At 55.2% G+C, this 21,928-nt stretch carries 21 protein-coding genes and 1 pseudogene; 6 read left to right on the plus strand and 16 right to left on the minus strand.

Going from position 1 to position 21,928, the window contains the following annotated elements; genetic code table 11:
- The first annotated feature begins 60 nt into the window (after window positions 1-60).
- Window positions 61-1,035, plus strand: coding sequence for an aldo/keto reductase (locus F3J28_RS11975; protein ID WP_166876122.1), 975 nt, complete (start codon window positions 61-63; stop codon window positions 1,033-1,035).
- Between the two features lie 147 nt (window positions 1,036-1,182).
- On the opposite strand, the gene thiL is transcribed toward F3J28_RS11975, so the two are convergent.
- The 5 genes from thiL to nrdR all read right to left on the minus strand — a co-directional run bounded on the left by thiL (window position 1,183) and on the right by nrdR (window position 4,780).
- Window positions 1,183-2,157: a thiamine-phosphate kinase gene (thiL, locus tag F3J28_RS11980; protein WP_166876125.1), complete on the minus strand. Its 975-nt coding sequence runs from the start codon at window positions 2,155-2,157 to the stop codon at window positions 1,183-1,185.
- Window positions 2,158-2,220: 63 nt separating this feature from the next.
- On the minus strand, window positions 2,221-2,640 hold the full coding sequence (nusB, locus tag F3J28_RS11985) for a transcription antitermination factor NusB (protein WP_008454563.1): 420 nt from the start codon (window positions 2,638-2,640) through the stop codon (window positions 2,221-2,223).
- 19 nt (window positions 2,641-2,659) lie between these two features.
- Window positions 2,660-3,130, minus strand: a complete 471-nt coding sequence (gene ribH, locus F3J28_RS11990) for a 6,7-dimethyl-8-ribityllumazine synthase (protein WP_008454557.1) — start codon at window positions 3,128-3,130, stop codon at window positions 2,660-2,662.
- 76 nt (window positions 3,131-3,206) lie between these two features.
- Window positions 3,207-4,325 carry a bifunctional diaminohydroxyphosphoribosylaminopyrimidine deaminase/5-amino-6-(5-phosphoribosylamino)uracil reductase RibD gene (gene ribD / locus F3J28_RS11995; protein WP_166876127.1) on the minus strand — a complete coding sequence of 373 codons (1,119 nt, stop codon included), beginning with the start codon at window positions 4,323-4,325 and terminating at the stop codon, window positions 3,207-3,209.
- Between the two features lie 5 nt (window positions 4,326-4,330).
- Complete coding sequence (nrdR, locus tag F3J28_RS12000; protein WP_008454553.1) at window positions 4,331-4,780, minus strand: transcriptional regulator NrdR; 450 nt, start codon at window positions 4,778-4,780, stop codon at window positions 4,331-4,333.
- 153 nt (window positions 4,781-4,933) lie between these two features.
- Between nrdR and F3J28_RS12005 the strand changes: the two genes are divergently transcribed.
- On the plus strand, window positions 4,934-5,494 hold the full coding sequence (locus tag F3J28_RS12005) for a SadB/YajI family lipoprotein (RefSeq protein ID WP_166876130.1): 561 nt from the start codon (window positions 4,934-4,936) through the stop codon (window positions 5,492-5,494).
- A 544-nt stretch (window positions 5,495-6,038) separates the two neighbouring features.
- Window positions 6,039-6,917 (plus strand): nucleoside-specific channel-forming protein Tsx, encoded by an 879-nt coding sequence (locus tag F3J28_RS12010; protein ID WP_166876134.1) that lies wholly within the window; start codon window positions 6,039-6,041, stop codon window positions 6,915-6,917.
- Between the two features lie 42 nt (window positions 6,918-6,959).
- Here F3J28_RS12010 and F3J28_RS12015 read toward each other — a convergent pair.
- The 7 genes and pseudogenes from F3J28_RS12015 to queA form a co-directional block, all read right to left on the minus strand.
- Window positions 6,960-7,662: pseudogene (locus tag F3J28_RS12015) on the minus strand (helix-turn-helix transcriptional regulator).
- A gap of 60 nt (window positions 7,663-7,722) precedes the next feature.
- Window positions 7,723-8,088 (minus strand): VOC family protein, encoded by a 366-nt coding sequence (locus F3J28_RS12020; RefSeq protein ID WP_166876136.1) that lies wholly within the window; start codon window positions 8,086-8,088, stop codon window positions 7,723-7,725.
- A 132-nt stretch (window positions 8,089-8,220) separates the two neighbouring features.
- The gene (gene secF, locus F3J28_RS12025) at window positions 8,221-9,192 is read right to left on the minus strand and encodes a protein translocase subunit SecF (protein ID WP_008454542.1); all 972 of its coding nucleotides are present in this window, start codon (window positions 9,190-9,192) and stop codon (window positions 8,221-8,223) included.
- Window positions 9,193-9,202: 10 nt separating this feature from the next.
- Window positions 9,203-11,050, minus strand: coding sequence for a protein translocase subunit SecD (gene secD, locus F3J28_RS12030; protein ID WP_166876139.1), 1,848 nt, complete (start codon window positions 11,048-11,050; stop codon window positions 9,203-9,205).
- Window positions 11,051-11,077: 27 nt separating this feature from the next.
- Window positions 11,078-11,410 (minus strand): preprotein translocase subunit YajC, encoded by a 333-nt coding sequence (gene yajC, locus F3J28_RS12035; protein ID WP_008454538.1) that lies wholly within the window; start codon window positions 11,408-11,410, stop codon window positions 11,078-11,080.
- Between the two features lie 21 nt (window positions 11,411-11,431).
- Window positions 11,432-12,559, minus strand: a complete 1,128-nt coding sequence (tgt, locus tag F3J28_RS12040; protein ID WP_166876141.1) for a tRNA guanosine(34) transglycosylase Tgt — start codon at window positions 12,557-12,559, stop codon at window positions 11,432-11,434.
- Window positions 12,560-12,778: 219 nt separating this feature from the next.
- A complete protein-coding gene (gene queA / locus F3J28_RS12045; protein WP_166876144.1) occupies window positions 12,779-13,849 on the minus strand; it encodes a tRNA preQ1(34) S-adenosylmethionine ribosyltransferase-isomerase QueA in 1,071 nt (356 codons plus the stop codon).
- Between the two features lie 114 nt (window positions 13,850-13,963).
- On the opposite strand from queA, the gene acpH reads away from it, so the two are divergent.
- The gene (gene acpH, locus F3J28_RS12050; protein ID WP_166876146.1) at window positions 13,964-14,545 is read left to right on the plus strand and encodes an ACP phosphodiesterase; all 582 of its coding nucleotides are present in this window, start codon (window positions 13,964-13,966) and stop codon (window positions 14,543-14,545) included.
- A 200-nt stretch (window positions 14,546-14,745) separates the two neighbouring features.
- Entirely contained in the window at window positions 14,746-15,348 is a 603-nt protein-coding gene (locus F3J28_RS12055) for a peroxiredoxin C (protein ID WP_008454530.1), read from the plus strand.
- A gap of 52 nt (window positions 15,349-15,400) precedes the next feature.
- Here the strand turns inward: F3J28_RS12055 and F3J28_RS12060 are convergent, their stop codons facing one another.
- From F3J28_RS12060 to F3J28_RS12070, 3 genes are all read right to left on the minus strand, one after another.
- A complete protein-coding gene (locus F3J28_RS12060) occupies window positions 15,401-17,269 on the minus strand; it encodes an amidohydrolase (protein ID WP_166876149.1) in 1,869 nt (622 codons plus the stop codon).
- 20 nt (window positions 17,270-17,289) lie between these two features.
- Window positions 17,290-17,835: an antibiotic biosynthesis monooxygenase gene (locus tag F3J28_RS12065; protein ID WP_166876151.1), complete on the minus strand. Its 546-nt coding sequence runs from the start codon at window positions 17,833-17,835 to the stop codon at window positions 17,290-17,292.
- A gap of 66 nt (window positions 17,836-17,901) precedes the next feature.
- A complete protein-coding gene (locus tag F3J28_RS12070) occupies window positions 17,902-18,543 on the minus strand; it encodes a hydrolase (RefSeq protein WP_166876154.1) in 642 nt (213 codons plus the stop codon).
- Window positions 18,544-18,706: 163 nt separating this feature from the next.
- Here F3J28_RS12070 and F3J28_RS12075 point away from each other — a divergent pair, with 163 nt between their 5' ends.
- Window positions 18,707-19,624: a LysR family transcriptional regulator gene (locus F3J28_RS12075; protein ID WP_166876156.1), complete on the plus strand. Its 918-nt coding sequence runs from the start codon at window positions 18,707-18,709 to the stop codon at window positions 19,622-19,624.
- Window positions 19,625-19,648: 24 nt separating this feature from the next.
- Here F3J28_RS12075 and malZ read toward each other — a convergent pair whose 3' ends face one another.
- Window positions 19,649-21,466, minus strand: coding sequence for a maltodextrin glucosidase (gene malZ, locus F3J28_RS12080; protein ID WP_166876159.1), 1,818 nt, complete (start codon window positions 21,464-21,466; stop codon window positions 19,649-19,651).
- Window positions 21,467-21,928 lie beyond the last annotated feature (462 nt).

The following is a 21,928-nucleotide window of genomic DNA, read 5'->3' on the forward strand; positions in this document are numbered from 1 at the left end:
TGACGTGTACGGCCTGCTATGCTTTTAGGATAACCCTACAACATCAGCAGGAGCGATATCATGCAATACAACCCGTTAGGCACCACCGACCTTAACGTCTCCCGCCTTTGCCTCGGCTGTATGACCTTTGGCGAACCGGATCGCGGTAGCCATGCCTGGACGCTTCCCGAAGAGAGCAGCCGGGAAATAATCCGCCACGCGCTGGAAAACGGCATCAATTTCTTCGACACCTCAAATAACTACTCCGACGGCAGCAGCGAAGAGATTTTAGGCCGCGCGCTGCGCGACTTCGCTCGTCGCCAGGACGTTGTGGTTGCCACTAAGGTTTACAACAAAGTTGGCGATCTGCCTCAGGGCCTCTCCCGCCCACAGATCCTGCGTTCGATCGACGAAAGCCTGAAACGGCTCGGCACCGACTACGTCGATTTGCTGCAAATCCACCGCTGGGACTACAGCACGCCCATTGAAGAGACGCTAGAGGCACTTAACGACGTGGTTAAGGCCGGGAAAGCACGTTATATCGGCGCCTCTTCAATGCGCAGCGATCAGTTTGCTCAGGCCCTGACTTTGCAGTCTCAGGCAGGCTGGGCAAGATTCGTTACCATGCAGGATCACTACAACCTGATTTACCGTGAAGAAGAGCTGGAGATGCTCCCGCTGTGCTACAAAGAAAAAATTGCGGTGATCCCCTGGAGCCCGCTCGCACGCGGCAAGCTGACCCGCCCCTGGGGAGACACCACGGCAAGATCTGTCTCGGATGAAGTGGGCAAATCGCTGTACCAGACCAATAACGAAAACGACGCGCTTATCGCCGAGCGGCTGGCAAATATCGCCGCAGACAAGGGCGTTTCACGCGCGCAGGTAGCGCTGGCCTGGCTGCTTAGCAAACCGGGTATTGCCGCACCAATTATTGGCCCATCAAGGCAGGAACAGCTGGACGACCTGCTTGGTGCGGTAGATTTAACGTTGAAATCCGAGGAGATTGCCGAGCTGGAGACGCCGTATCAACGGCATCCCGTGGCGGGATATAAATAATCCCCCTCACCCCGGCCCTCTCCCAAAGGGAGAGGGGGAAACTATTCCTGCCTTTAAGTCCCCTTATCTGGAAGACCGAGAGGAAACTGTATTGTTTTGGCGCCCTCTCCCTTTTAGGGAGAGGGCTGGGGTGAGGGTTGCGGTCGGCTACCAGGAAAAGTGATCGTAACCCTTCATCTCCAACGTCACCGGCTTCCCTTCACGGGTAAACTGGAGCCCTTCAGAGGCAGAAACAATCTGCCCGATACAGGTATAAGGCACGCCCAGATTGCCGATAGCCACTTCCAGCGCCCCGCGATTTAGCTCCGGCACGGTGAAGCACAGCTCATAATCTTCCCCGCCGGACATCGCCCATTTCAGCGCCTGCTCTGGTTCAACATGCTCGCGCAACGCTTCGGAATACGGCAGCAAATCGAGATCGATACGTGCCCCGCAGTCGCTGGCCTTCAGGATATGACCGAGATCGGAAATCAACCCGTCTGAAAGATCGATGGCACTGTTGGCCAGATCGCGCAGCGCCTGCCCGTGTAAAACACGTGGCGTTGGGCGCAGGTGCCGCTTAAGCAGATAATCCGCATGCTGTGTATTCCCAACATGCAGACGCTTCTGCAGAATTGCCAGACCAGCCGCGCTGTCGCCCGGCGTGCCGGTGACATAGATCCAGTCCCCTGCTTTTGCACCGCTGCGCTTCAGCGCCCGGCCAGCCGGGATCATGCCGTGAATACCCAGCGTCAAAGAGAGCGGGCCACGGGTTGTGTCGCCGCCAATCAACTGCATATCGTAATAATCCAGCTGTTCAAACAGGCTGTCGCTGAATGCCTCCAGCCAGGCTTCATCCACTTCCGGGAGCGTGATCGCCAGCGTCAGCCAGGCCGGATCTGCGCCCATTGCGGCCAGATCGCTTAAATTCACCGCCAGCGCTTTGTAGCCCAAATCGCGCGGGTCGATATCCGGCAGGAAGTGATTACCGCTCACCAGCGTATCGGTGCTGATCGCCAGCAGTTGTTTTTCGGGTACCGACAGCAACGCACAGTCGTCGCCAATACCGGCTTCCACATCACGACGAGAACTTGTAACGCGATCGAAGTAACGGGCAATCAGGGAAAACTCACCGCATGCCATGCGTGATACCTCAGGAATGTCAGTTGCAGGAAAAAAGAAGGCCGGGAAAACCCGGCCAGGAGATTACTTCTTGTGGGGACGAATAGCGGGAGCAGCTTTGTCGAGAACGCCGTTAACGAACTTATGGCTGTCTTCGGCGCCGAAGGTTTTCGCCAGCTCAATCGCTTCGTTGATGGCCACTTTGTATGGCACATCATCACGTTTGGACAGTTCAAACAGCGCAATGCGCAGTACCGCTTTTTCCACCTGGCCCAGCTCTTCAAGCAGACGGGACAGGTAAGGCTTCATCAGCCCATCCAGATACGCGCTGTTGGTAGCCACGCCGCTCAGCAGCTCACGGAAGTAGACAACGTCAACGTCTTTGACGTCCTGTTCCGCCAGGAACTGGTATTCAACATCAGCGATGTCGTTTTTAGACAACTGCCAGGAGTAGAGCGCCTGGACGGCACACTCACGGGCGCGGCGACGAGCAGCAGGTTTCACGGATTTCCCCTTACAAAAATCAGGCCTTGATGGCTTTCAATACATTAATCATTTCAAGCGCGGTCAGTGCAGCTTCTGCACCTTTGTTACCGGCTTTGGTGCCAGCGCGTTCGATGGCTTGTTCAATGCTTTCAGTGGTCAGCACGCCGAAGGCAACGGGAATACCGCTGTCCTGGCCTACGCTTAACAGACCGTTGCTGGCACCGCCGGCAACGTATTCGAAGTGTGCAGTGCCTCCGCGAATCACGGTACCCAGCGCGATAACAGCATCGTATTTACCGGTTTTAGCCAGTGCATCAGCGGCCAGCGGCAGCTCGTAAGCGCCCGGCACCCAAACTACGGTGATGTTTTTGTCTTTCACCTGACCAATGCGTTTCAGGGCGTCGATAGCACCTTCCAGCAGGCTGTCATTGATGAAGTTGTTAAAACGCGCGATGGTGATGGCGACGCGAGCGTCAGGAGTAGCAACAGCAGCTTCAATAATGTTCATAATCTTCCTTTACGGGTTCTGTTTAGCCCCGCAGGGGGGCGGATTTTATCATAATCTTTTCGTGACTGCTTACGTTTTACTGGCGTCCGTAAATGGGCGTCAAATGCAGGCACAAATCGGGGCCAACCTGGCGGACTTCGCTAAAGCTGAACTCCGGCGCATCAGCAAGTTTTTCAAGGCCAGGAAGCTCGCACAAACCGCGGGCATCATTGCCTAATAATTTTGGCGCAACATAGACAATCAGCTCATCCACCAGGCCTGCCTGTAACAGCGCCCCGGCAAGCGTTGCCCCGGCCTCAACCCAGACCGAATTCACCTGGCGTTTGCCAAGCTGCATCATTAACACGACCAAATCAAGATGCCCATTATGTTCAGGCACCAGCAGTTGCTCGACGTCCTCCGGCCAGGATTGTTCATCCGCCTGGCTGCGGGCAAGCCAGGTTTGCCCCGGATTGGCAATAATTTGGTGCTGCGGCGTTACCCGGTTTTGACGATCCAGCACAATGCGAATCGGCTGACGTAAATCCTGTAGGGAATAAATAGCCTGGCTGGCGCTATCCAGCTCATCCCAGCGCACCGTTAATGACGGGTTATCTGCCAATACGGTCGCGTCGCTGGAAAGAATCGCGGCACTTTGCGCGCGCTGGCGCTGCACATCGCGACGCGCCTGGGGAGAGGTAATCCATTTGCTCTCTCCGCTTGCTATCGCGGTACGGCCGTCCAGCGAAGCACCAAGCTTAAGCTGGATAAATGGAAAACCCGTGCGCATACGCTTGAGGAACCCGCGGTTCATCGCTTCAGCTTCGTTCATCATCAGGCCGTGGCTGACTTCAATGCCCGCCTGCTGCAAGCGGTAGAGGCCCCGGCCGGCAACCTGCGGGTTAGGATCCTGCATGGCGGCTACCACGCGAGAAACGCCCGCGGCAATCAAGGCATCACAGCACGGTGGCGTGCGGCCATGGTGGCTGCAAGGTTCGAGAGTAACATAGGCCGTTGCGCCCCGGGCCTGCTCGCCTGCCATGCGCAAAGCGTGAACTTCCGCATGAGGTTCCCCGGCGCGAAAGTGGAACCCTTCCCCCACAATCTTGCCGTCTTTCACTATCACGCAGCCGACATTCGGGTTCGGTGCAGTGGTAAAACGCCCGCGCTTAGCCAGCTCAAGCGCTCGAGCCATAAACTGTTCATCAAGGGACATCGGCATTAATCCTGTAAACGGGCGATTTCTTCACCAAATTCTTTGATATCTTCAAAGCTACGGTAGACCGAAGCAAAGCGAATATAGGCGACTTTATCCAGCTTTTTGAGCTGCTCCATCACCAGGTTACCGATGAGTTTACTCGGGATTTCGCGTTCGCCGGTTGCTCGAAGGTGCGACTTAATATGGCTGATGGCCATTTCCACGTCGTCAGAATTGACCGGACGTTTTTCCAGCGCTTTCAGGATGCCGCTGCGCAGTTTGTCTTCGTTAAACGGCTCGCGCACCTCATTACTCTTCACCACTCTCGGCATCACCAGCTCCGCAACCTCGAAAGTCGTGAAGCGTTCGTGACAGACCAGACACTGGCGCCGACGGCGTACGGAGGAACCTTCACCCACCAGGCGAGAGTCGATAACTTTGGTGTCCACGGCGAAACAGAATGGGCAATGCATAGCGTTTCCTGCTGGGATTATAAAGATGAACAATAGTTTACCGCGAAGTTGCGGGAGTACAAAGACAGCGCCGCCCCTGCAACATCAAATATGACTTTTCAAGCGCGAAGAACTACGCTTAAATCAGCGAACCTTAGCAAGGAAAAACTAACCATGACAAAGACTTACTTAAGAATTATCCTGGTTTCAAGCCTGATAAGCCTGACCGCTTGTGCCCAGCAAACTGAAGTGCGTCAGATGCGCAGTCAAATTGGTTCGTTAAATCAGGAAATGACCAAACTTAGCCAGCAAACGGTGAAGCTGACCCAGCAGAATGCCCTGAACGCGAAGTCGACCAGCGGCGTTTATCTGCTACCGGGTTCAAACACGGCAGCGCGCCTCAACAGCCAGATTGGTAACCTGAAAATGTCGCTGACAAACGTTGCGGCTGAAGCCAACTGCACCCGCGCCACGCTGCTGATTCAGGGAGAATCCAACGATCCGCTGCCGGCTTTCAGCGGCAAAGTGGAATGGGGGCAGATCCAGGGCACCACCGACAGTTTCCAGGAAGTTAACGTTCAAACGCAGTCCATAGACGCCCCGGCCAGCATTCTCGCCCCAAGCGACGTGTCGATTCCGCTTCGCCTGTCCGGCATCACACCCGATCAATTAGGGTTTGTGCGCGTTCATGATATCCAGCCAGTTTCTTCCGCGCAGCCAGCACCCGCGCAATAATTCTTTCACTCCCTTGTCCGGCGCTCGCTTCAACCACAGCTTCGCTTCTTACCCTCCCCCTGGCCCTCTCCCTAAAAGGGAGAGGGTATAAATCATCGGCGGTTTTCCCCCCTCTCTCTGGGAGAGGGCCGGGCTGAGGGTTGAAGTCACCCCACTCTTGCGCAAATGTGAAAGCAAAAGATGACTAAGAGACATTTTCCGGCGAGGCGCGCCTGTCACACTCTTTCACACCCCCCGCACAATATGTGAAGCAAACCTCCTGTTATCATCTCGCCTTTATAGTGATCCATATCACACTTATATGTAACAACCGGGCATACGTTTGCGTAATTTGTCGAAGCAGGTACAATCACGCCGTTTTTAATGTGCGCAAACGTGAACGCAATCGATTACGCATATGAGAAGAATGTGAAATAGAACATATTTTTGTGAGCAGGGATTTCTATAATAGTCGCGCTGCAAAGGTCCTTCCCTGAGACCGGCGGCCAGGGATGACATCTCACATCCGCATCGCACCAAAATTACGTAAACAGTGGCTAAAAATATGAAAAAAATTATTCTGGCAGCCGGCACCGTTCTGGCGCTTTCCAGCTCTTTCTCTGCCAGCGCAGAAGAAGCAAAAAACAGCGAATACCTCTCCGACTGGTGGCACCAGAGCGTTAACGTTGTCGGCAGCTATCACACCCGTTTCGGGCCGCAGCTGCGTAACGATACCTACCTGGAATATGAAGCGTTCGCCAAAAAAGACTGGTTCGATTTCTACGGCTATATGGATGCGCCAGTCTTCTTCGGCGGCAACACCCAGGCGAAAGGGATCTGGAACCACGGCTCCCCACTGTTTATGGAAATCGAACCTCGCTTCTCCATCGACAAGCTGACCGGGACCGATCTGAGCTTTGGTCCGTTCAAAGAGTGGTACTTCGCGAACAACTATATCTACGATATGGGCCGTAACGCGACGGGTCGCCAAAGTACCTGGTACATGGGTCTGGGTACCGACATCGATACCGGCCTGCCGATGAGCCTGTCGATGAACGTGTATGCCAAATACCAGTGGCAGAACTATAAAGCGAGCAACGAAAACGAGTGGGATGGCTACCGCTTCAAGGTGAAATACTTCGTGCCGATTACTTCCCTGTGGGGCGGTAACCTGAGCTACATTGGTTTCACCAACTTTGACTGGGGTTCAGATCTCGGCAAAGACAGCGACTACGGTACTAACGGTCTGAAGCAGCGTACCAGCAACTCCATCGCTTCCAGCCACATCCTGTCGCTGAACTACGATCACCTGCACTACTCCATCGTAGCCCGTTACTTCCATAACGGCGGCCAATGGAACGACGGCACCCAATTGAACTGGATGACTGAAACCGTCCGCGCAACCGGCTGGGGTGGTTACTTCGTGGTAGGTTACAACTTCTAATCGCCACACCGTGTAAAAAAACCGGCCCGCTGGCCGGTTTTTTTATTTCTCAGGCAGGTAACCTTTGGCCTTCTGAAGGGCAATAAAAGCCTGCAGAGAACGATCGTGTCGCTCCTGAAACACATTTCCTGTTAAATGAATATCCCGGCAGCGATCCAGCCTGAAGCTACGATAATCATTCCGAGCTTCGCACCAGGCCACCAGCAGCCAGACCTCTCCCTCAAAATGACAGCCCCAGAGGGTGAATATCCCGCTCCGTCAATTCCCCTTTTTCATCCTCATACAGCAAATGAACAACCTGGCATTTGTCGATGGCGGAATGAAACAGATCGAACCGGGATTTAACCTGCGGAAACTTGTTAAAATTAGGCGAAATTATACGGCTACGTTCGGCAACCCGGCGCTTTTCCGGGGTGAGCACTGCGAGGAGTTTTTCATGCACGGACTCGGCAGATTTCGCCAGCGTTTCTCCGCTCCAGGTTTGCACCATTCTTAACGCCGCAATCACCGCCTCCACCTCTCCGGTCGTCAGCATCAGCGGAGGAAGATCGTACCCGGCCAGCAGGCGATAGCCGCAGCCCGCCTCCCCTTCTATCGGCACGCCGGATAAGGAGAGATCCTGAATGTCGCGGTAGATAGTTCGCTCTGAGACTTCCAGCCGTTCGGCAAGCTGTGCAGCCGTCGTCAGGCGCCTGCCGCGCAGGATTTGCACTATCTGAAATAATCGATCGGCTCTTCGGCTCATGGATGTTCCGGGGGAAATAAGGCCTGCCCGAGCGGCAGGCTTTAGCGTCAGTATTGAGGCTTAAGCAGGCTGATGCAACCCAACGAGATTGCCTTCGCTGTCGATCATTAACGCAATCGTGCCGATATCATAGGGCAGCACCTGAGGACCAAAGTCCAGCCGGCCTCCCGCCATCTCTACCTGCTGTAATGCTTTAACAATATCGGGCGTATAAAGATAAATCACCGCGCCTGTCTCAGAAGGAACATGCCGTTCTCCCTTCACTAAAGAGCCGCCGGTGGCCGGTTGGTTATACGAAAATACAGCATTCTCCACGCCGGCTATCGTTTCGCGACGAAATTCAGCGTTCAGTACTCGTTGGTAAAAAGCGACCGCTCGCGCCATATCGGTAACGGGGATCTCAAACCAGTTGATGAGTGTGCTCATTGTTTTTCTCCTGTGTTGTCAGTAACCACGAGTCTACTGGCCCCCTCCTGACAGCATACTGTCAGGAGAAAAACACCGGACGAAAAAAAACCGCAGCTTGAAGGCTGCGGTTTTATCAAACGCTTAACGCTATTACGGCAGAATGGACGGCTGATCCGCCCCTTCTTTCTCTACCTTTTGCTGCAGCATGTGCTCGCGCTTCATGCCCAGTTTCAACGCCAGCGCAGAGGCGACGTAGATAGAAGACACGGTACCGATGGTGACACCGATAAGCATCGTCAGGGAGAAGCCTTTCAGCAGCGCCCCACCGAACAGATACAGCATCAGGATAACCACTAAGGTGGTACCGGAAGTGATCAAGGTCCTTTGCAGCGTCTGGGTCAGGGAGACGTTAAAGATCTCGTAAGGCGTCCCGCGGCGGATCTTGCGGAAGTTTTCACGAATACGGTCCGAAACCACGATGCTGTCGTTCAGCGAGTAGCCGATAACAGACATCAACGACGCGACGATGGTCAGGTCAATCTCAATGTGGAACAGCGACAGCACGCCCATGGTAATTACCACGTCGTGCGCCAGCTTGATAACCACACCGGCAGCCAGACGCCACTCGAAGCGGAACCCAACGTACACCAGAATCGACAACAGCGCGACGAGCAGCGCCATCGCACCATTTTGAGCCAGATCCGCACCCACGCTTGGGCCGACAAACTCAATACGCTTCACTGCCGCATTCTGACTGGTCGCTTCGTTAATCACGCTCACAACCTTGCTGCCGAGCACCTGGCCGCCGGTTTCGCCTTTAGCAGGCGGCATGCGCACCATGATGTCACGGCTGCTGCCGAAGTTCTGCACCAGCGGCTCTTCAAAGCCTGCCTTCTGCAGCGCAGCGCGCATGGTGTCCAGCTCGGCTGGTTTTTCCAACCCGATTTCGATAACCGTACCGCCGGTAAAGTCCAGGCCCCAGTTGAAGCCTTTCACGCCGATAATCGCGACGGAAAGGATCAGCAGGATGCCGGAGATGCCGAAGGCCCAGTTGTCCCAGCGCATAAAGTCATAGACTTTACGGCCGTGGTTCAATTGTTCAACAGTATATTCCTGTGCCACAACGCACTCCTTAGATAGACAGCTTGTTGATGCGTTTGCCGCCGTACAACAGGTTCACGATGGCACGGGTGCCGACGATTGCGGTAAACATCGAGGTCGCAACGCCAATACCGGTGGTAATAGCAAACCCTTTGATCGCCCCGGTGCCCACGGCATACAGGATGATAACTTTGATAAGCGTGGTGATGTTGGCATCGAAAATGGAGCTGAACGCGCCTTTGTAGCCTTCATCAATTGCCTGCTGTACCGAACGTCCGTTTCGCAGTTCTTCTTTGATACGTTCGTTAATCAGTACGTTGGCGTCCACCGCTACCGCAAGGGTTAGGACGACACCCGCAATACCCGGCATGGTCAGCGTCGCCCCCGGCAGCAGGGACATGATCCCCACAATCAGCACCAGGTTAGCCAGCAGCGCAGAGGTCGCAATCAGGCCAAACTTCCTATAGAAGAAGACCATGAAGATGATGGAGACCACCAGACCCGCCAGACACGCTTCCAGGCCCTGCTTGATGTTTTCCAGACCCAGGGTTGGACCGATGGTACGTTCTTCAACAATCTGAATCGGCGCAATCAGCGCACCCGCGCGCAGCAGCAGAGAGAGCTGGCGAGCTTCGTTCGGATTGCTGATCCCGGTGATACGGAAGCTGTTACCCAGGCGAGACTGAATGTTCGCCACGTTGATAACTTCTTCTTCTTTCATCAGGACGGAACGGCCATTCGCGTCTTTCTTACCGCTGTCCTTGTACTCCACAAAGAGGGTTGCCATCGGCTTGCCGATGTTGTCTTTGGTGAAGTTAGACATGATGGTACCGCCAGCGCTGTCCAGGGAGATATTTACCTGAGGCTGGTTGTATTCATCCATACTGGACGTGGAGTCAGTGATGTGGTCCCCGGTCAGAATCACGCGCTTGTACAGCACAACCGGCTGACCTTCGCGAGTCTGCTTCACTTCGGAGTCACCCGGCACGCGGCCAGAGGCTGCTGCAGAGGCATCCACGTTGGTGTTCACCAGGCGGAATTCCAGCGTAGCGGTTGCACCCAGGATTTCTTTCGCACGTGCGGTGTCCTGAATACCCGGCAGCTCAACCACGATACGGTCAGCCCCCTGACGCTGCACCAGCGGTTCGGCGACGCCAAGCTGGTTGACACGGTTACGCAGGATGTTGATGTTCTGCTGGACCGCGTACTCACGCGCTTCGCTCAGGCGAGCATCGCTCATCACGGCACGCAGCGTATTGCTACCCTGGTTGGAGAACACCAGATCGCGATGGCGGGAGGAGAGGTAATCTCTTGCTGAGTCGCGCGCGCTTGAATCACGGAAGACGATGTCTACGCCGTAATTGTCGGCTTTACGCACGTTGGTGTAAGCAATGCCCTTGTCACGCAGGTCGCTGCGCAGGCCATCGATATTTTGTTCCTGGAGCTTGCCCAGCGCTGTGTCCATATCGACTTCCATCAGGAAGTGGACGCCGCCGCGCAGGTCAAGGCCGAGCTTCATCGGGTTCGCACCGATAGTCGACATCCAGCGAGGGGTAGCAGGAGCAAGGTTAAGCGCCACGACATAGTTGTCACCCATCACGCTCATCAGCGCTTCACGCGCACGAAGCTGGGTATCGGTAGAGTCGAAGCGAGCGAGAATAGCGCCCTCTTCCAGCGCCACAGACTTAGCGGTGATATTTTCTTGTTTTAAGGTGTTTTCGACCTGGATCAGCGTTTGTTCACTGGCGGCGGCACCGCGCACGCCAGTTAACTGAACTGCCGGATCCTCACCATACAGGTTGGGAAGCGCATACAGCAGGCCAATCGCCAGCACGGCGATCAGCATGATGTACTTCCACAAAGGATAACGGTTTAACACGTGTAGTTCCCTTAGGGAAAACGAAAATTACAGCGCCTTCATGGTGCCTTTCGGCAGAACGGCAGCTACGAAATCACGTTTGATAACCACTTCGGTGGTATCGTTCAGCGCGATAGCAATGTAGCCAGTTTCAGCTACTTTGGTTACGCGGCCAACCAGGCCACCGTTGGTCAGCACTTCATCACCCTTGGAGATGGAGTCCATCAGTTTTTTATGCTCTTTGGTACGCTTTTGCTGCGGACGCAGGATCATAAAATAGAAAATCAGGCCAAACACCACCAACATTGGAATCAAAGTCCATTGACTCTGTCCTGGAGCAGCACCCGCAGAAGCGACAGCATCAGAAATGAAAAAGCTCATTAAAATTCCCTCATTATTAAATTAATCAACGTTCAAAGGTGGAACCGGCTTACCTGTCCGCTCGTAAAAATCCGTCACGAAGTGCTCTAATTTACCCTCTTCAATGGCCTGGCGTAAACCAGCCATTAAACGCTGGTAATAGCGCAGGTTATGAATGGTATTGAGACGCGCGCCCAGTATTTCGTTGCAACGGTCAAGATGATGCAAGTAGGCACGTGAATAATTGCGACACGTATAGCAATCACACTCGGCATCGAGCGGGGCGGTGTCATCTTTATGCTTAGCATTGCGGATTTTCACTACGCCGTCCGTCACGAACAGGTGACCGTTACGCGCATTTCGAGTTGGCATGACGCAGTCGAACATGTCGATACCGCGACGAACCCCTTCAACCAGGTCTTCCGGCTTACCTACGCCCATCAGGTAACGTGGTTTATCGGCAGGAATCTGCGGGCAAACGTGCTCCAGAATACGGTGCATGTCTTCCTTAGGCTCACCTACCGCCAGGCCGCCGACAGCGTAGCCATCAAAGCCAATCTCTACCAGACCTTTTACCGAGATATCTCGTAAATCTTCGTAAACGCTGCCCTGAATAATGCCGAACAGCGCATTTTTATTCCCAAGGGAATCAAAGCGATCGCGGCTACGCTGCGCCCAACGCAGGGACATTTCCATGGAGCGTTTCGCGTAATCCCAGTCCGCCGGGTACGGCGTACATTCGTCGAAGATCATGACAATATCGGAACCCAGATCGTACTGAATTTCCATGGATTTTTCAGGATCGAGGAAAATAGGATCGCCGTTGATCGGGTTGCGGAAATGTACGCCCGCTTCGGTGATCTTACGGATATCGCCCAGGCTGAATACCTGGAAACCACCGGAGTCCGTCAGGATTGGGCCTTTCCACTGCATAAAATCATGCAGGTCGCCGTGCAGTTTCATGATTTCCTGGCCAGGACGCAGCCATAAATGGAAGGTATTGCCCAGGATAATCTGCGCGCCCGTGGCTTCAACTTCTTCCGGCGTCATCCCTTTTACGGTGCCGTAAGTACCCACCGGCATAAAGGCCGGGGTTTCGACGGTGCCACGTTCAAAGACCAGGCGACCGCGTCGTGCGCGTCCGTCGGTGGTATCTAATTCAAATTTCACATTTCCTCCAGCACCAGAGAAACAGTCTGGTGAGTCAATTAACGCCGTGGGCGGTGCTCACGGCGGAATAAGCGGGGGTGGGTTACCCTCACCCCGGCCCTCTCTCTGGAAGGGAGAGGGAGAATACTTTCTCTGTTACCCAATACTCTCACGGGGGAGAGAGGATACATCCCTTATTATCCCCTCTCTCCGCGGGGAGAGGGCCAGGGTGAGGGGCAATCACGCCCCCGGGCGTTCGTTTATCGCCTGCGGATTACAGGTAATGAACATCGCATCGCCGTAGCTAAAGAAGCGGTATTCCGCTTTCACCGCCTCGTGGTAAGCGTGCATTGTGTTTTTATAACCGGCAAACGCGGAGACCAGCATAATCAGCGTTGACTCCGGCAGGTGGAAGTTCGTCACCAGCGCGTCGATCACTTTGTACTGATAGCCCGGATAGATAAAGATTTGGGTATCGCCGAAGAACGGCTCGATCAGGTCGTTCTGCGCAGCCTGAGCGGCGCTTTCCAGGGATCGTACCGACGTAGTTCCGACTGCAATAACGCGATTGCCACGCGCTTTACAGGCCAGCACTGCGTCCACAACGTCCTGAGGCACTTCGGCATACTCAGAGTGCATGATGTGATCTTCGATGCTGTCCACGCGCACCGGCTGGAACGTCCCCGCCCCGACGTGCAGCGTGACGAACGCCATATCGACACCTTTATTGCGCAGTTTTTCCAGCAGCGGCTCGTCAAAGTGCAGACCAGCTGTCGGCGCAGCAACCGCCCCCGGCTTCTGGCTATAAACCGTTTGATAAAGCTCGCGGTCGGCTTCTTCATCCGGGCGGTCGATGTACGGTGGCAGCGGCATATGGCCGATATTATTTAAGATATCCAGTACGGCGCGTGCGTCGTTAAACTCGACCTCAAACAGCGCATCGTGGCGCGCAACCATGGTGGCGTGTACGCTTTCATCATCGCCCAACAGCAGCTCGGCCCCAGGTTTTGGCGCTTTAGAGGCGCGAATGTGTGCCAGAATGCGTTTATCATCCAGCATACGCTCGACCAGTACTTCAATTTTCCCGCCGCTGGCTTTACGGCCAAACAGGCGAGCCGGAATTACGCGGGTGTTATTGAACACCAGCAGGTCGCCGGGGTTGAGCTTGTCGAGCAAATCGGTGAAAGTGCCATGCGCCAATGCGCCCGTCGGCCCGTCAAGTGACAGCAAGCGGCAGCTGCTGCGCTCGGCTTGCGGATAATGAGCAATCAGGGATTCAGGCAGTTCAAAGGAAAAATCAGCAACGCGCATGGTATAGCACTCAGACTTAAAAACAGGCGGCTTAGTCTAGTGGCAGGGGGCTTTCCCTGCAACACGTTTACCCTGCTCAGGCCGTTTTAACGCCATAAATGGAATAACTATTCGATGAATTTTCTCGCCCACCTGCATTTGGCACATCTGGCCCAAAGTTCACTGCTGGGAAATTTGCTGGCGGATTTCGTGCGCGGTAGCCCGGACGACAGCTTTTCGCCCGAGGTCGTGGCCGGCATTTATATGCACCGCAGAGTCGATGTCCTGACGGACGGACTGCCGGAAGTGGCTCTAGCTCGCGGCTGGTTCAGCCCAAAGACGCGGCGAGTGTCGCCGATTTCTCTGGATGTCATGTGGGACCACTTCCTGTCGCGCCACTGGCATAAAGTCTGCCCGGATATCGGGCTTGAGGATTTTGTCGCCTATGCTCGCGGGAAAATTGAGCCCAAGCTTAACGACACGCCCCCGCGTTTCATTAATCTTAATCACTATTTATGGCGCGAACGCTGGCTGGAGCGTTATCAGGATATGGACTTTATTGCTGACGTTCTCAATGGGATAGCGAGCCGTAGACCAAAACTTGATACCCTGCGAGATTCCTGGCACGATCTCGACGCCCACTATGACCAGCTGGAGGAATTGTTCTGGCAGTTCTATCCACGCATGATGGCGATGGCGAAACAAAAAAGTTTGTGATCGTTCCGGGTTCACGTTAGAACAACTTGCCCTTTTCGAAAAAAGGGCTATCTTGGTTATCGGCATCAACATAAGCGCCTTTTTGATAGCCAAAACCTATCTGATTGATTGGCAAGATGCCATTGAGCTACATGGAATGGAGCCCCTATACTCCCCCCGTTGCGTTAACCTTCACTTTAACAAAATTAACAGGAGTACATATGGTCCTGGTTACTCGTCCAGCCCCTGACTTTACCGCTGCTGCCGTTCTGGGCAATGGCGAAATCGTTGAAAACTTCAACTTCAAAAAACACACCAACGGTAAAGCCACCGTTGTGTTCTTCTGGCCGATGGACTTCACCTTCGTTTGCCCGTCTGAACTGATCGCGTTCGACAAGCGTTACGAAGAATTCCAGAAACGTGGCGTAGAAGTCGTTGGTGTATCTTTTGACTCCGAGTTCGTTCACAACGCATGGCGTAAAACCCCGGTTGATAAAGGCGGCATCGGCGAAGTGAAATACGCGATGGTTGCTGATATCAAACGTGAAATCCAGCAAGCCTACGGCATCGAACACCCGGAAGCGGGCGTTGCGCTGCGCGGTTCCTTCCTGATCGACAAAGCCGGTATCGTTCGCCACCAGGTTGTGAACGATCTGCCGCTGGGTCGTAACATCGACGAAATGCTGCGTATGGTTGACGCGCTGCAGTTCCACGAAGAGCACGGCGAAGTGTGCCCGGCTCAGTGGGAAAAAGGGAAAGAAGGCATGAACGCGTCTCCGGACGGCGTTGCTAAGTACCTGAGCGAGAACGTTGCTAAGCTGTAATCGCTAAGCAAGTTCGAAGAAAAGGCCGCGATTGCGGCCTTTTTTATTTTTGTCAGAAGGCGAAGCAGGAACAGCCCATCACGCCCCAGAACGCCGTCTCATCGCCGACGGGAATCGAGGAATTACGCGCCACATCATGCTGATGCCCGTGGACGTTACAGCTCCCGCAGCACTGATGCACCGATGCCATCATCCCCACTTTTGCCGCCGCTGGTGGCGCGGAGCGGTAATGCCCCGACACGTTCACCACAGGCGACCAGTCAGGCACAACAGGAATAGCTGGTGGTGCCAGAGGCGTAAAGGCTCCGGTGGCATAAACCACTTTTCCATCCACCACGGTCATCACCGATTCAATACCCTTGATAGCCTCTTCCGGCACGCTGAAGTAGTCCTGAGACAGCACAACCAGGTCAGCCAGTTGCCCCGCCTGAATCCGCCCTTTCTTGCCCTGCTCGTTTGAGAACCAGGCGCTGCCTGCAGTCCATAGCTCAAGGGCGACATCGCGGGACATACGGTTATTCTCGTCGTACATCTGCATACCGCCCACTGTGCGCCCGGACACCAGCCAGTAAAGCGCCGTCCACGGGTTGTAGCTGGCCACGCGCGTGGCGTCGGTGCCTAACCCCACGGGCACACCTGCGGCTAGCATTTTCGCCACCGGCGGCGTTTGTTTCACCGCCTCAATCCCGTAGCGCTCCGCATAGTATTCGCCCTGGAAAGCCATGCGGTGCTGAACCGCAATCCCACCGCCCAGCGCCTTAACCCGGTCGATGTTGCGTTCGGTAATCGTTTCTGCGTGGTCAAACAGCCAGTGCAGACCGTTGAACGGAATATCGCGATTGACCTTTTCGAACACGTCCAGCATGCGGCTAATGGACTCGTTGTAGGTGGCATGCAGCCGGAACGGCCAGCGGTGTTCAACCAGATGGCGCACCACACGCTCCAGCTCCTGTTCCATGCCGTCCGGCAAATCCGGGCGTGGCTGCAGGAAGTCTTCAAAGTCTGCCGCCGAGAACACCAGCATTTCACCGGCCCCGTTGGCGCGGTAGAAGTCGGTGCCCTGCCCCGGCGTCAGCATGTCGGTCCATTTTTCAAAATCTTCCAGCTCATGCTGAGGGCGCTGGGTAAACAGGTTATAGGCAATGCGCACCGTCATCTGCTTTTTACTGTGCAGCTCGTCGATAACCTGGTAATCCTCAGGGTAGTTCTGGAAACCACCGCCCGCGTCAATAGCGCTGGTCACGCCCAGGCGGTTCAGCTCCCGCATAAACTGCCGCGTTGAGTTCACCTGCATCTCCAGCGGCAGTTTCGGCCCTTTTGCCAGCGTGGAATAAAGGATCATCGCGTTAGGCTTCGCCACCAGCATTCCGGTCGGATTCCCGTTGCCGTCACGGACAATCTCGCCACCCGGCGGGTTTGGCGTCTCTTTGGTATAGCCCACCGCTTTCAGCGCGGCGCGGTTGAGCAAAGCTCTGTCGTACAGGTGCAGAACGAATACCGGCGTATCGGGCGCGGCCTCGTTAAGTTCTTCGATGGTAGGCATGCGGCGTTCGGCAAACTGGAACTCTGTCCAGCCCCCCACCACGCGTACCCACTGCGGAGACGGCGTGCGCAGCGCCTGTTCTTTTAGCATGCGCAGGGCATCGGCCAGCGAAGGTACGCCTTCCCAGCGCAGCTCAAGGTTGTAGTTCAGCCCGCCGCGAATCAGGTGCAGGTGCGAATCGTTCAGGCCGGGGATCACCGTGTGGCCTTTCAAATCGACGACCTGGCTACCTTCTCCGGCAAAGCTCATCGCATAGGCGGTGCTGCCCGCCGCCAGAATTTTACCGTCTTTAATCGCTACCGCTTCAGCAAGCGGATTCTCTTTATCCAGCGTGTGAAACTGGCCATGAGTTAAAATCAGTGAGGCATGTTGAGACATAATCAGGGACTCCTGAGAAATCATGCTTTTTTTAGCCAACCGGCAAATAGCTTCGTCACTATCGGCATCCAGAGCCAGACCACCAGCGCTACCACGCAGGCATCGTTAAGCAAGTGCCCGGGAAGCGTGCCGCGTAAACCTGGGAACAACATACCCGTCACCCACGGCACAAGGTTGGTACTGGGGAAGATAACCAGCTGCGTGATCAGGAACTGCTTCCACTGCGGCGGGCGTTTCACCGTCGCGCTTTCCGGGGTAAACCAGAAGGCCGTTTCGGTGTGCACCTGCACTTTGTCGTCATCGGCAAGGGAGGATTTGATCTCTGCCACAAGGCGATGGCGTTCAGGGGAGTCAGTCCAGGCATTGAGATGCTCGAGCGTGTCGAAGCGAATCACCACGTTATAGGTGTCGTTCCCGGCCGTGGGGCGAATCACATGCACCCCAAGGTGACCGGGGAAACGAGCGGCGGTCGGCATGATCTTTTCCAGCCATTGTTCGTAGCGAGCGGCCTCGCCTGGCCGGATTGCGTGGGTGATCACCAGCGTAACGGTATTGTTGTCGGCCATGCCGCAATTCCTGAGTCAGAATGGGGAGGAAAAACGGAGCGGCGAACCCGCCCCGAGTGTGATCCATCAGGCTTTACGTTCCGGGGCGCCGTGAACCATCGTATAAGCGTAGTCGACGCCCATGCCATAAGCCCCGCTGTGCTCACGAACCAGGTTCATCACCGCGTCATAAGTTTCTTTGCGTGACCAGTCGCGCTGGTACTCCAGCAGAACCTGCTGCCAGGTAACCGGCACGGCACCGGCCTGCACCATCCGATCAATGGCGCGTTCGTGGGCATCCACAGAAGTCCCGCCGGAAGTGTCGGTCACCACATACACTTCAAAGCCTTCTTCCAGCGCCATCAGCGCCGGGAAGGTCAGGCACACTTCGGTCCACAGCGCTGAAATAATCAGTTTTTTACGGCCCGTCGCCTTCACCGCCTCAACAAAGGCTTTATCTTCCCAGGAGTTCATGGAAGTACGCTCAATGGGCTTAATTTCAGGATGAACGGCTAATAATTCAGGCCAGATATAGCCGCTGAAGCTTTTGGTTTCGACGGAGGTATAAATCGTCGGCACCTTAAATATCTTGCCCGCCTTTGCCAGCGCCACGGTGTTATTTTTCAGGGTCTGGCGATCGATATTCGCCACGCCGAAAGCCATTTGCGGCTGGTGATCGATAAAAATAAGGGCGGAGTTAGTTGGGTCAATCAGTTCACGAATAGACATTTTATTCCCTCAGCTATCAATGAGTTATTAAGGCATCCATCTCTGGACGACGCCTTTATTTTCTGCATACAGCCGCAGGGTTGATAGCCGGAATTTTCTAACGTCTTATTTAATTTTTTGGTGATAGACTTTTGCAAGGCCAAAGCCCGAACGGATTATCACTATGCGTGTAAATTTAGATGTGCTGCTCATTCTTGATGCCTTAGATAAGCACGGCAGTTTTGCCGCCGCCGCTGAAACGCTGTTTAAAACGCCTGCGGCGCTGAGTTATATGGTGCAGAAGCTAGAAAACGATCTGAATATTAAACTGCTGGATCGCTCAGGCCATCGGGCAAAATTTACCGACACCGGCAGGATTGTGCTGGAAAAAGGGCGGGTGGTGCTCAGCGCCGCGAAGGATCTGGAAAGCCAGGCTTTGCGCTCCACCTCCGGCTGGGAAAAAACGCTGACTATTGCGCTGGACGGTTCATTTCCCTTCCACCTGCTGCTGCCGCTGATGGAGGAGTTCTACGCCCTCGACCAGCAAACCACGCTTAATTTTACCCACCATACGCTGGCAGGAGCCTGGGAAGAGCTGACCCACAACGGCGCGAACATTATTCTCGGCGCCATTAACGAGCCGCCGACGTCATCCGAGTACGCCTACAAGATGCTGGGCACGCTGGACAACGTGTTTGTCGTCTCACCCAGGCACGCGCTGGCAAAAGCGGAACATGTGCTTTCCAGTGACGAAGTTTGCCGCCATCGTGCGGCCATTATCGGCGATACGGCACGTTACTGCCTGCCAATCAACACCAATTACATTGAAGAGCAAGAACGCGTGGTGGTGTACGACTTCCCGAGCAAGGTCGCTATTTTAGTCTCGGGCCTGGCCTGCGGATTTTTACCCCGCCACATCGCCCAGCCGCTCCTGAGCAGCGGCAAATTAATTGAAAAACCGGTTGTATCGTTCCGCCAGACCGACGTGACCTACATCGGCTGGCATAACCGGGGTGAAGGCCTGGCCGCACGCTGGTGGCGAGAAAAGATCATTGAAGGGGATTTGGTCAACGCCCTTTATCAGCCCCCGACGGAGAGCTAAACCTCTCCCCGCCGGGTTGCAGACCTAAAGACTGCGCCAGACCGCAGCGCTGACGGCAGGCAAGCTCAGCTCGCGGTTATTGAGCGCCGCCTCACCTTCGGTCTGCGCCCAGGCCCTGCCGCTCAGCAGGGCATCCCACGGGAGGATGACCTGAACTGCATTGCCGCGGTTGATGGCCACCAGAACACGTTCGTTTTGATAAGCACGCACGAACACTACGACGTCCTGCTCAGCGTAGATGACCCGGCAACCACCGTGACGGAGCGCCCGGCTTTGCTTGCGCAGCTTGCCGAGCCGCTGATAAAGCGCCAGCAGATCTAAATCCTGATCCTGTTTCCGCCACGGGAAAGGCTTGCGGCAGAAAGGATCGTTGTTGCCATCCAGCCCCACCTCATCGCCGTAATAAATACAGGGTACGCCGGGCCAGGCATACAGCCAGATGACGGCCAGCGGCAAGCGGGCAACATCTTTACCAAGAATCGACTTAAAACGGGCGGTATCGTGACTGTCGAGCTGGTTAAACATGCGCAGCTGCTGCTGATGGGAAAGTGCCGAGCGGTACTCTTCCATCCATGCTATACAGGTTTGGGCGTCAATATCCTGCGGCTCGTAAGAGATATCGGTGTTTGCCAAAAATCCCCACAGCGGGAAAGTAAAACCGCGATAGTTCATGGCGGCATCTTCGGCATCGGCCTGCAGCCACTGCCGGGCATCGCCAAAGTGCTCGCCGAGGACGTAAGCATCCTGTTTGGTTTCTTTTGCCGCCTGGGTAATGCCGCTGACGTGCAGAAGATTATTTTTCGCCCCGCCTTCCTCTCCCAGCATATGCACTACGTCCAGCCGCCAGCCGTCAATGCCCCAGGGCTCCCGCAGCCAGTGCCGCACAATGCTTTGCTCGCCGCGATAGATCTCATCCACCAGCGTGGCCGAGCGATAATCCAGCTTAGGCAGGCTGGAATAGCCCAACCAGTCCAGCGCCAACCCTTCGTCAGAAAAGCTGTACCAGTCGCGCCACGGAGACTGTGGGTGATGGCAGGCGCCATTCTCACCCTTCTTATGCCTGTCAAACCAGCCGTGCGTATCGCCGCTGTGGTTGAAAACGCCGTCCAGCATCAGCTTCATCCCCTGCCGGCGCGTATTTTCCCTCAGCCGCAGGAAAGCGGCATTACCGCCAAACTGCTCGTCTACCTGCCGGTAATCCTGAGTGTCGTACTTATGCACGCTGGGTGCGGTAAAAATAGGGTTCAGATAAAGTGCCGTCACGCCGAGTTTTTTCAGGTACGGCAGCTTTTCACTGATCCCGTCCAGATCGCCGCCGTAAAACGTCGATCCTCCGGCTTCCCCGGTTAAAGGCTCATGCCACTCCCGGCGGACGATATCCCGCCCGGCTGCATGATGAAAATAAACGTTATCCTGCTCCGGCTGACGATTCGATCCTCGAGCAAAACGATCCGGGAAGATCTGATAGAACACCTGATCCTGCACCCAATCCGGGCCGTCATCCGGCGTATCAAAAGCGAACTGTTCCAGCCGGGCCGGCGGCGTTTTCTGGAAGCCCTGAGGCATGTACCAGCGCTGCCTGTCCTGCCAGAGTAGCTTAAAGCTGTAGCGACGGCGCGGCTGCCCTTCGGCGGTATCGAGGGTGACTTTCCAGGCGACAACGCCCTCAAGGGGAGCCTGTTTCTGGCGTACCATGACCAGAGAAATCTCTTCGTTATCCTTTTCGCCGCGCAGAATCACTTTTTTCGGCAGATCGTCCCCCTCCAGCCACAGGGTAATGACAAGGCTGCGTTCCCGCTTCTGGATAAACGGCGCCACCGGCAGGTGCCAGGCATTCAACATAGTAACTTTCCCATCGCTTAAAAATGACGCCACCTTGCCACAGCATAAGGCTTTATCACTCATCATTCCGGGTTAATTTGGGGGAGGACAGGAGGGGTGGAGGCGGGAGAAATTATTCCCCTCACCCCGGCCCTCTCCCCAAAGGGGCGAGGGGGAAAAGCGAATGAGGAGAACGCTATTTATCCCCTCTTCCGGCCAGAGAGAGGGCAAAAAAACAGAAGCGACGCAGTGGCTGGGTGAAACGTTGGGCGAATAGCGAGGCACGGTTCCGGCTTAAATCGCCTCCGTTTTCTCTCCGACTGGCCAGGGTCCGGCCGTCGGGAACGGCCGGAGGCTGAGAGTGTCGGGAATACATCTCAGCCGACCCAGGACTGGGAGATAAAACGGAGGTCTGCCGCTTTAGCGGTCGATTTATTTCGCCGGGAGTCCGGGGCCTCGGGGGAATGACGGTGATTCCCCCGA

The sequence above is a fragment of the Enterobacter sp. Ap-1006 genome, from assembly GCF_011752835.1.
GTDB lineage: Bacteria > Pseudomonadota > Gammaproteobacteria > Enterobacterales > Enterobacteriaceae > Cedecea.

Excerpts from the sequence above, each read along its gene's own strand:
- acpH (WP_166876146.1), top strand. The coding sequence starts at position 13,964 with ATGAATTTTCTCGCCCACCTGCATTTGGCACATCTGGCCCAAAGTTCA.
- F3J28_RS12020 (WP_166876136.1), bottom strand. The coding sequence starts at position 8,088 with ATGAGCACACTCATCAACTGGTTTGAGATCCCCGTTACCGATATGGCG.
- nrdR (WP_008454553.1), bottom strand. The coding sequence starts at position 4,780 with ATGCATTGCCCATTCTGTTTCGCCGTGGACACCAAAGTTATCGACTCT.
- F3J28_RS12010 (WP_166876134.1), top strand. The coding sequence starts at position 6,039 with ATGAAAAAAATTATTCTGGCAGCCGGCACCGTTCTGGCGCTTTCCAGC.
- ribD (WP_166876127.1), bottom strand. The coding sequence starts at position 4,325 with ATGTCCCTTGATGAACAGTTTATGGCTCGAGCGCTTGAGCTGGCTAAG.
- F3J28_RS12055 (WP_008454530.1), top strand. The coding sequence starts at position 14,746 with ATGGTCCTGGTTACTCGTCCAGCCCCTGACTTTACCGCTGCTGCCGTT.
- yajC (WP_008454538.1), bottom strand. The coding sequence starts at position 11,410 with ATGAGCTTTTTCATTTCTGATGCTGTCGCTTCTGCGGGTGCTGCTCCA.
- F3J28_RS12060 (WP_166876149.1), bottom strand. The coding sequence starts at position 17,269 with ATGTCTCAACATGCCTCACTGATTTTAACTCATGGCCAGTTTCACACG.
- F3J28_RS12075 (WP_166876156.1), top strand. The coding sequence starts at position 18,707 with ATGCGTGTAAATTTAGATGTGCTGCTCATTCTTGATGCCTTAGATAAG.
- queA (WP_166876144.1), bottom strand. The coding sequence starts at position 13,849 with ATGCGCGTTGCTGATTTTTCCTTTGAACTGCCTGAATCCCTGATTGCT.
- F3J28_RS12005 (WP_166876130.1), top strand. The coding sequence starts at position 4,934 with ATGACAAAGACTTACTTAAGAATTATCCTGGTTTCAAGCCTGATAAGC.
- thiL (WP_166876125.1), bottom strand. The coding sequence starts at position 2,157 with ATGGCATGCGGTGAGTTTTCCCTGATTGCCCGTTACTTCGATCGCGTT.
- malZ (WP_166876159.1), bottom strand. The coding sequence starts at position 21,466 with ATGTTGAATGCCTGGCACCTGCCGGTGGCGCCGTTTATCCAGAAGCGG.
- F3J28_RS12065 (WP_166876151.1), bottom strand. The coding sequence starts at position 17,835 with ATGGCCGACAACAATACCGTTACGCTGGTGATCACCCACGCAATCCGG.
- ribH (WP_008454557.1), bottom strand. The coding sequence starts at position 3,130 with ATGAACATTATTGAAGCTGCTGTTGCTACTCCTGACGCTCGCGTCGCC.
- F3J28_RS12070 (WP_166876154.1), bottom strand. The coding sequence starts at position 18,543 with ATGTCTATTCGTGAACTGATTGACCCAACTAACTCCGCCCTTATTTTT.
- F3J28_RS11975 (WP_166876122.1), top strand. The coding sequence starts at position 61 with ATGCAATACAACCCGTTAGGCACCACCGACCTTAACGTCTCCCGCCTT.